This window comes from Spirulina sp. CS-785/01, assembly GCF_028330525.1.
In the GTDB taxonomy this organism is placed as follows: Bacteria; Cyanobacteriota; Cyanobacteriia; order Cyanobacteriales; family Spirulinaceae; genus JAQMSD01.
In genome coordinates this window covers 1-8416 of sequence record NZ_JAQMSD010000141.1, presented here as the reverse complement: position 1 = coordinate 8416, position 8416 = coordinate 1, and the positions used below count along the sequence as shown (strand labels likewise).

General features: G+C 47.1%; 10 protein-coding genes. 6 read left to right on the top strand and 4 right to left on the bottom strand.

The genetic code is table 11. From position 1 onward, the window contains the following. The first annotated feature begins 288 nt into the window (after window positions 1–288). From cobU to PN462_RS08920, 3 genes are all read left to right on the top strand, one after another. Window positions 289–849, top strand: coding sequence for a bifunctional adenosylcobinamide kinase/adenosylcobinamide-phosphate guanylyltransferase (cobU, locus tag PN462_RS08930; RefSeq protein WP_272127752.1), 561 nt, complete (start codon window positions 289–291; stop codon window positions 847–849). Window positions 850–937: 88 nt separating this feature from the next. Further along, window positions 938–1603, top strand: a complete 666-nt coding sequence (locus PN462_RS08925) for a hypothetical protein (RefSeq protein ID WP_272127751.1) — start codon at window positions 938–940, stop codon at window positions 1601–1603. A gap of 48 nt (window positions 1604–1651) precedes the next feature. Further along, a complete protein-coding gene (locus tag PN462_RS08920) occupies window positions 1652–1942 on the top strand; it encodes a cupin domain-containing protein (protein WP_272127750.1) in 291 nt (96 codons plus the stop codon). Between the two features lie 168 nt (window positions 1943–2110). On the opposite strand, the gene hypD is transcribed toward PN462_RS08920, so the two are convergent. Beyond that, entirely contained in the window at window positions 2111–3220 is a 1110-nt protein-coding gene (gene hypD / locus PN462_RS08915; RefSeq protein WP_272127748.1) for a hydrogenase formation protein HypD, read from the bottom strand. Between the two features lie 175 nt (window positions 3221–3395). Then, window positions 3396–3977: a hypothetical protein gene (locus PN462_RS08910; protein WP_272127747.1), complete on the bottom strand. Its 582-nt coding sequence runs from the start codon at window positions 3975–3977 to the stop codon at window positions 3396–3398. A gap of 206 nt (window positions 3978–4183) precedes the next feature. Here PN462_RS08910 and PN462_RS08905 point away from each other — a divergent pair, with 206 nt between their 5' ends. Both PN462_RS08905 and PN462_RS08900 read left to right on the top strand, forming a co-directional pair. Beyond that, window positions 4184–4672 carry a hypothetical protein gene (locus PN462_RS08905; RefSeq protein WP_272127746.1) on the top strand — a complete coding sequence of 163 codons (489 nt, stop codon included), beginning with the start codon at window positions 4184–4186 and terminating at the stop codon, window positions 4670–4672. A 73-nt stretch (window positions 4673–4745) separates the two neighbouring features. Next, window positions 4746–5108, top strand: a complete 363-nt coding sequence (locus PN462_RS08900) for a DUF6464 family protein (protein ID WP_272127745.1) — start codon at window positions 4746–4748, stop codon at window positions 5106–5108. A gap of 112 nt (window positions 5109–5220) precedes the next feature. Here PN462_RS08900 and fmt read toward each other — a convergent pair whose 3' ends face one another. Beyond that, window positions 5221–6216: a methionyl-tRNA formyltransferase gene (gene fmt / locus PN462_RS08895; RefSeq protein ID WP_272127744.1), complete on the bottom strand. Its 996-nt coding sequence runs from the start codon at window positions 6214–6216 to the stop codon at window positions 5221–5223. Window positions 6217–6226: 10 nt separating this feature from the next. Further along, entirely contained in the window at window positions 6227–7090 is an 864-nt protein-coding gene (locus tag PN462_RS08890) for an OmpA family protein (RefSeq protein ID WP_272127743.1), read from the bottom strand. 211 nt (window positions 7091–7301) lie between these two features. On the opposite strand from PN462_RS08890, the gene PN462_RS08885 reads away from it, so the two are divergent. Further along, window positions 7302–8177, top strand: coding sequence for a hypothetical protein (locus PN462_RS08885; RefSeq protein ID WP_272127742.1), 876 nt, complete (start codon window positions 7302–7304; stop codon window positions 8175–8177). Window positions 8178–8416: the final 239 nt, after the last annotated feature.

Below are 8416 nucleotides of genomic sequence, written 5' to 3'. Positions count from 1 at the left end.
GGATGGGGGAGATGGGGAAGATGGGGGAGATGGGGAAGATGGGGAAGATAGGGAAGATGGGGGAGATAGGGAAGATAGGGAGTAACAACTGGTAACAGTTTACTGTTTACTGGTTACTCTCGGTGAAACTAAAATCACTTAAAATAGGCTGAAAGCCTTATTCTGATGAGTTTCTGACCTTCTTTTTAGGTTAACTTCCTCCTTATTCCAACATCTGCCCTCTGCCATCTGCCATCTGCCTTAGGTAACAGGTTACTGATTACTGATTACTCTCGGTGAAACTAAAAAATGAACCAACAGCGTAGAAAAATTATTTTAGTAACCGGCCCTGCTAGTTCGGGGAAAAGCGAATGGGCGGAACAATGGGCCACTCAACAGGAATGTCCTGTGAGTTATGTGGCCACTGCCCAACCCTTACCCGATGATGAGGAATGGATGGCGAAAATCCAAAAACACGCCCAACGTCGTCCCCCAGAGTGGGAAACCTTGGCCATTCCCGTGGCCTTGGGGGAAGTGTTGGGAGAAGTGAAACCAGACCGTTGCTTATTGGTTGATTCATTGGGGACTTGGGTGGCCAATTTACTGGAACAAGAAGAAACGACTTGGGAGAAAACCGTACAAGATTTGTTAACCCAACTACAGCAAGGAGAGGGGACTGTGATTTTTGTGGCCGAGGAAGTGGGATGGGGGGTTGTTCCTGCTTATCCCTTGGGACGTAAATTCCGCGATCGCATCGGTCAAATTACCCGCCAAATCAGCACTCTCGCCACTGAAGTCTATCTGGTGACTGGGGGGTATGTTCTCCCCTTACATCATCTGGGCCAACCGTTATCGAAGGGAAATGTATAAAAGATTGGCGAGAATTACGGATTCGTTTAAGGGCAATACAGCAGAACTCACGTTAGGATCAAGGTAGAATGGCAAACTTTTAAACTCTATGGCATCTCCAGCAGAAGTCAAAAACTATTTAGCCTATTGGTTTCAACTCGGTAAACGAGTTGTTCTCTACAATGGCAAACAAGTCTTATCCCCCCAACCCGTAATCCAAGGCGATCATTATTCTGCGGCCTTTGAAGACTGTTGGCAAAAAATTCTGGACTGTAACGGCAAAGATTGTTACTTGGAAAACACCGACCAAACCCTTGAGCAACTTTTTTCCCCCGAATGGATCATTTCTCCTTGCTATCGTTGTGAGATGCCCGTTCCAGTGCGAGAATCGGGGAATCAATGCTTACTGTGTCCCTGTAATGATCTAGAAAACTGGCCAAATACAGAACTCCCCCAACCCCGTTCCCCTGTCGATAGCAAAAAACACCTCTCTGGGATTCAAAAACGCTTACACCAGATGGGGGATAAACCTCAGTCTGATCACTCCCAAAACTGTGCTTATAACCCCAAGTCTCCCGGCCTCCGCTATGCGATGAGAATACAGGAGAGGCGACAACAGCAGAAACAACAAGGGACTCAACCTACTCCTCCTAACTCAGAGTCCTCAGAACATCAGGATGAAGTCGAAGCATTAGAGCGGCCAACCCCTGATCAGGATAATTCTACATTTACTGAAGGAGAGACGACCCCTGCCCAGTCTTTTAGTAGAATTTAAACCAAGTCTGAACGACTCTATTGTTACTGAAATACTGTTTACTGAAATATGACTACACAACCAGCAACTTCTATTAAAGTTGAACATAATCCTAGTGAAGACCGATTAAAAGAACTTGGTGTATTGGATTGGCCAATCTGGGAAAAAGACCCCTCTCAGTTTCCATGGACTTATAGTGAGTCAGAAACTTGTTATTTGCTGGCCGGAGAAGTTACTGTAACTCCTGATGGGGGTGATCCGGTTACGGTGGAGAAAGGGGATTTAGTAACGTTTCCTGCGGGAATGTCTTGTACGTGGGATGTGAAACAGGCAGTGAAAAAACACTATTCTTTTGGATAATCTGTTTCTTTAATCTGCTTTAATATGCCTTGGGTAATATGCCTTAATATGCCTTGGGTTGAAACCCAAGGCTAATAGCTTAAACCCGTTAAAAACGGGTTGAGAGACTAATAATGTAAAATCTGCTTAAATGCACAACAGCTTACTACAAAGAAATAACCCCAAAAATTAATTAATTGTTAATTGACTTCGATAGCGGTAATAGGCGGCACACGCTCCTTCACTGGAGACCATGGGCGCACCTAATGGGTGTTCTGGGGTGCATTTTGTCCCGAAGGCGTTACAATCATGGGGTTTTTTATGGCCTTGCATAATTTCCCCACTAATACAATCACCGCTTTCGGTGTCTCTGAGGGCAATATTAGCGAGTTGAGAGGCGAAACGGGTTTGGGCATCAAATTGTTGATAAGCGGGTTGTAACCCTAAACCACTTTGGGGAATTTCGCCAATGCCGCGCCATTGACGGGGAACAATGGTAAAGACTTCTTGTAAGAGGTGTTGGGCGGCTTCGTTGCCTTGGCGACGGACGGACCGAGTATATTGATTTTCACATTTGGCTTCGCCGTTTTCGAGTTGTTGGATACAGAGATAAACTCCTTGCAGGATGTCGATGGGTTCAAAGCCGGTTACGACGATGGGGACATGGTATTTGGGGGCGAGGGGTTCGTATTCGGCATAACCCATGACGGTACAGACGTGGCCGGCGGCGAGGAAGCCTTGGACTTGGCAGTTGGGGGATGAGAGGATGGCTTCCATGGCCGGGGGGACTAAAACATGGGAGACGAGGAGGGAGAAGTTGTCGATGCCTTTGGCTTTGGCTTGATAGACGGCCATGGCGGTGGTGGGGGCGGTGGTTTCAAAGCCGACGGCGAAGAAGATAATTTGTTTGTCGGGGTTGTCTTGGGCAATTTGCAGACAGTCAAGGGGGGAATAGACAATGCGGACATCGCCTCCGGTGGCTTTGATGCTGAGTAAGTCTTTGTCGCTGCCGGGGACGCGCAACATATCCCCAAAGGAACAGAAGATGATCTGGGGATCACTGGCGAGGGTGACGGCGGCGTTGATGAGGGGGGTGGGGGTGACGCAAACGGGACATCCGGGCCCGTGAATGAGGGTGATGTCGGGGGGGAGGAGTTCGTCGATGCCGTATTTGACGATCGCATGGGTTTGGCCGCCACAAATTTCCATGAGGGTCCAAGGTTGGCTGGTTATTTCTGCGATCGCATTTTGATATTGTCTCGCTAATGCAGCATCCCGATATTCCTGCACGTATTTCATGGTTCAATCTTGCTTTTTTGATTATCCTAGCGCGGCTTTTGGGTTCTACTGGCGGAGAGGAGATGAAGAAATGCTTAAACCCAAAATTAACCTTAAAACATAATTAAATTAAAAAGAATTAAATTAAAAGAGGTGTTGTGTCATCAACACCTCTGGGGATGGGGATGCAGAGGAGTTAGTCTCCCTCCTGAGCTTGGTTAAGCGCGTAATGAGCAATCTGTAATGTATATTTGGCTTGTTCCACCTCAGACAGTTCATTCCAGTGTTTGGGCAAATTTACCGCAGTATTCCCTGGGCCACTACGCATGGCATAGGCCATGGGACGGGCAAACACTTGTAAATCGTCGGTACTCCAGTTAGAGAGGAGGGGTTGAACGCAGTTGACGAGACGTTCGAGGGGGGAGAGGGTGGCGTTGGCGACGGTTTCGACTTGTTGCGCGATCGCGCTTAAATAATCTTGAGGCACTTGTCCCCCAAACCGGTCCATTAAGCGGTTGACGACGGGGGTTGAGGAGTCAGTTGGCCAACAGCGTTCTAACTGGGCGAAAAAATCCTGCGATCGCGCCTCCGTTTCTGCCTCGGACCAATCCGCGACAGCATACTGATCCTCTAAAGTTTGCAAATAGTCCTCAACTGCTGCATCCGCCGGATTCCAAGGATAAATCACCTCATCCTGTAAAATCACTTCTAACAATTCTCCTTGCACCTGGAACTTAGAATCTTGATTGGGAGAGTCCATTCGATTTTGGGTCATCATAATCTCCTTGCTGGGTTAGCAGGCATTTCCCGCTAATTTCGTTTATAGCTACACCCGATTGGGCTTACATTCCGCAGGACTTGAATAATTTTAACGACAATCTCTCCCAACTCCCTAGGCCAAATGTCCAAGTTGGGGAAATCGAGATACACTGAAACTGCAAGAAACGACCCTCAACCCCCCTCTGACGCTTAATTTCACCCGTTATGAATATTGATCAACAAATCCAACAATTAATCGCGCGATCGCCCGATGATGGCGTAACCCCCCTAGTGGTTGAAAAAGCCGTTGCTCCCGTCTTACGAGCATTTGCCGAACAAATGACCCAACGAGACTACTACGTCATGCAAACTCTAGAAAACGGTTGGGTTTTAACCACCCTCAGCAACCGCAACCAACCCGGAGTCGAAAAAAAAGTCATCTACGCTTTTGCCTCCCTCAAAGATGCCAACGCCTTCCAAGAAACCCCTGATCCCAACCTCATCGCCACTTCCCTCCCCGTCACCCATATTTTGTTCCAACTTTTTGCCCTCTCCCAAGTCGATAGTCTTGTCTTCATGGACACCCCCGGTAATTTAAGTCAAGGCAAAGAAGTGAAACGCCAAGACTTACAACACCTCGTCCAACTGCAATTAAAAAATAGTCCAGACTTCCCCAACCCCCCCCAAAACAATATCCCTCCCGACTTAGCTTGAAACAAGCTGTTGAGACCTCATCGCTCGCGTTATCATAGACAGGATGTAGTCCAAAACACCAGCAGACTGAGGCATGACACCTGATTCACTCCCGACGGAGATTATCTTGACTCATTCGCACAAAAAAGTGGGTCAAATCCAACTAGACTGGGTTCCTCAACCCGGTAATTATATCGATGTACAAGGGACCACCTATGCTGTTTTAGAACGGCATCATCATTATCAATATAAAGTCGGGGGATATGTCCTGAATAAAATCTCCGTCTATGTGCAATCTGCCCAAAAACCCCAAGAAAAAACTTGGTTAGACGGTCGTTGGGTCATTGGAGATGCCAATTGTCGATTGAATGCCCGTTCTGAATTATTACGCTGTGCCGTTAACCCCACTGGCCCCTGTCAAGGATGCCATTATTATGAAGCCTTAGATTTAGAATAGTTTTTGTTGTTTTTTTTCTTAGTTCTTGGTTCTCCTCCCTCTTCCCCATCTCCCCTATCTTCCCCATCTCGCCTATTTTTGTGGTTCAACCCTCAACTATCAACTATCAACTCTAAACTAACTTTTCTCCTCGATTTAAGTGCATTCCATTCACAATATCCCAACCAGACTGGGCGCGTTTTCCGGCGGGTTTGGCTTCTTTAATTAAGAGTAAACCCTCTCCGGTTTGGACAATAAACCCTAGAGATTTCACAAAATCAACCATCTCTCCAGGGTTGCCAGATGCTGGCTCAAATTGTTCCGCTTTTTCCGCTAAAAATTGTAACTCTGTGGGGAGTTGCGCTTGATAGTCTTTACCAATGGGAACAGTTGCAAGAACTTTGAGGGGATTATCTCTTAACTTTGTCGTACAGTTGGGATAGAAAGCGCGGATTTGATTGTGTAACGAAATGGCACTTTTCGTCCAATCTAACTGATAATCCGCTTTTTGAATTAAAGGCGCGTAAGTAGCTTCCTCATCATTTTGAGGAATAGGATCAATTTCCCCATTTTCTAATTGTCTCAGGGTTTGCACCATTAATTCTGCACAATCTTGGGATAATTTGTCCGCCAAAGTGAACTGATGATCTAATAAATGAATGGGTGTAGAAGACTTGAGCAACATTGCCCCTGTATCCATCCCCGCATCCATCAACATAGTTGTAATGCCTGTTTCAGTCTCCCCATGATAGAGACTCCATTGAATAGGGGCCGCCCCTCGATACTTGGGTAAAATTGACCCATGACCGTTAATACAGCCCTTTTTAGGCATATCTAACACTTCCTGAGAGAGAATTTGCCCGTAGGCCACCACCCCGAAAAAATCCGCCTCACAATCTCGCAAAAATTGTAATGCCTCTGGGTCTTTTCGTAAGCGTTTCGGCTGTAAAACGGGTAAATTATGCTCCAAAGCCAATTGTTTCACCGGAGGAGGGAGTAATTTTTTGCCCCGGCCTTTGGGTTTATCCGGTTGCGTGACCACTGCTAGAACTTCGATCTCTGGTTCTTCTAACAGTTTTTGTAAACTGGGGACAGCAAATTGAGGTGTGCCAAAAAAAACAAGTTTCATTCCATCTAAATTAATCGACAGCAATTTCTAACCGTTGGTTGCCGGGGTTTTTGGTATCGTCTTGGGGGTTGAGAGGGCGAGTTTGTCCATAGCCAATAGACACCCAGCGATATTTATCTTGTACGGTATTGGGAATCGAAGCCGTAAGGTATTGTTCAACAAGGCGAGCTTGTTGAAATGAGAGGTCTCGGTTTTCGGCGGGGGTTTCGGCGGTATTGGTATGGCCAGCAATGCGGATGGTTGAGCCTTGGTACTGGCTCACATTCTTTTTAATATTATCCAAGACATTATCGAGAAGCGATCGCCCTTCATTGGATAAATTCCCATTTTCATCAAAAATCAATTCATTGGAGAAGGTAAATTTTAATTGGCCGGGGAGAGGGGTGTTGGTGGGGTTAGGGAGTGATGGTGGGGTTGTTGGGGTGGGGGTGGGAGTGGGGAGTTGTTGGATTTGTTCTTGTAAGGCGGCCAGTCGTTGCTGTAAGTCTTGACTGGGGGGTTGGATGTTTAATTGCTGTTCTAGATCATTGGTACTCTGTTGCAGAGTGGTTAACTGTTGTTGCAAGTTGGCGATTTGGGTTTGGAGTTGTTGGGGATCAGGTTGGGTGGGGGAAGCTGGACTACTGGGAGTGGTTGGAGTTGGGGGGGTGGCGGGTTGGGGTTGGGGGTTGAGTCGCTCCCACAGTTGAACCAGAATGGGTTTTTCGGCGGTGTCTTCGGGGTTGGTCAATGCCACTAAAATCCCCAATCCTGCGGCGATTGAGCCACTAATGAGGAGAAGAATTAAACTCACTCCACACCCCAGAATCCGGGTTTGTGGACTGGGAGATGAAGTGCTTTTTCTTGATTCTAAAGAATCATCAAATTGCGTCACGGTGCTTTTCTCGGTCTAATCATTGGGTGGATACGGCAACAGGGAACGGAGATGAGGCCAGCTATCAACTATCCACTATCCACTATTCACTCTCAAATATCAACGATCAACATTCTGTTGTAGCATGATGAATTGGGGACTCTATTCTTGAACGTGCATCTCTCTCAAACCTTTATCAGATTGTCTATCTGTTCTCAATTCTTAATTTTTCATGCTTCAACCGTTACTTCCTACGCAGTGGTGCAATACTAAACCTATACTCCTGCTCTCAACGCTGTTAATTGCACCTGCTGCTCCTGTGTGGGCTGAAGACGACAATCTGCCTAGGACGATCGCAGCTACCCCCTATATTGCGTCGTCTCGCCTCCCCATGCAAGTTTTTGATACTGCTCAAGAGATGATTCAACCTGAAACTCAACCTGATCCGCTTCACAGTTCCTATCCTGTTCCTTGGAATTGGGTGACGACCACCTATGAGGAGTTAAGGGATAGTACAGATGCGCAACCCCGTTATTATCGCACTCCGCCGTTAATTTCACCGGATGGCTTATATGCGGCCTATAGTCGCATTCAGATGCAAACGCGATCGGATTTGCATAGTAGTCAAGTCAGTAGTGTGATGTTTTTAGAAAACCTCAAGACGGGGGAGTTAAAAACGATTACAGCTTCTTCGCCTCTGGCGGCTAATTATTTGGAGGAGGATCACCAACAACTCCAGTCTGGGGCGATTTCGATTTTAATTCCGGTGTCTTGGTCCGAACAAGGCGATCGCTTGTTGGCCCGTCAGTTTGAGGGGTTATTCAGTACCTCGGAAGCGTCAGATTATGCGGTGATTTGGGACCGAAACACGGCTCGCACCCGCACGGTTGCCCCCACGACGATTCAATATACTAATGCGGTGTTGTTGGGGTGGAGTAGTTTATATCCTCAGCAAGTGCTATTCCGGGCCGGTTCTCTGGGAGAAACCGAGTGGCCCCAATGGGCGGTAAATTTGGAGAGTGAGACGACCTTGGCCAAGGATGATAAACCGATTGTTTATGGACGGTTTCAAAATCCGGTCTGGAGTGGCCCCCAGGCTAAGTGGTAAATAGTTGAGAGTTGAGAGTTGAGAGTTGAGAGTTGAGAGTGGTTTGTTGTTTGTGAACAAGGGAACGGGGAACGGGGAACAGGGAATAGTTGTGGGTATTGGTTTTTGGTTCTCCCCCAGAGGGAGGAGAGAGAATAGAGGAGAGAGGATAGAGAAAAAATTACAGACTACTCACTTCTCACTTCTCACTTCTCACTTCTTCCCCCCCATCTCCCCTATCTCCCCCATCTCCCCTATCT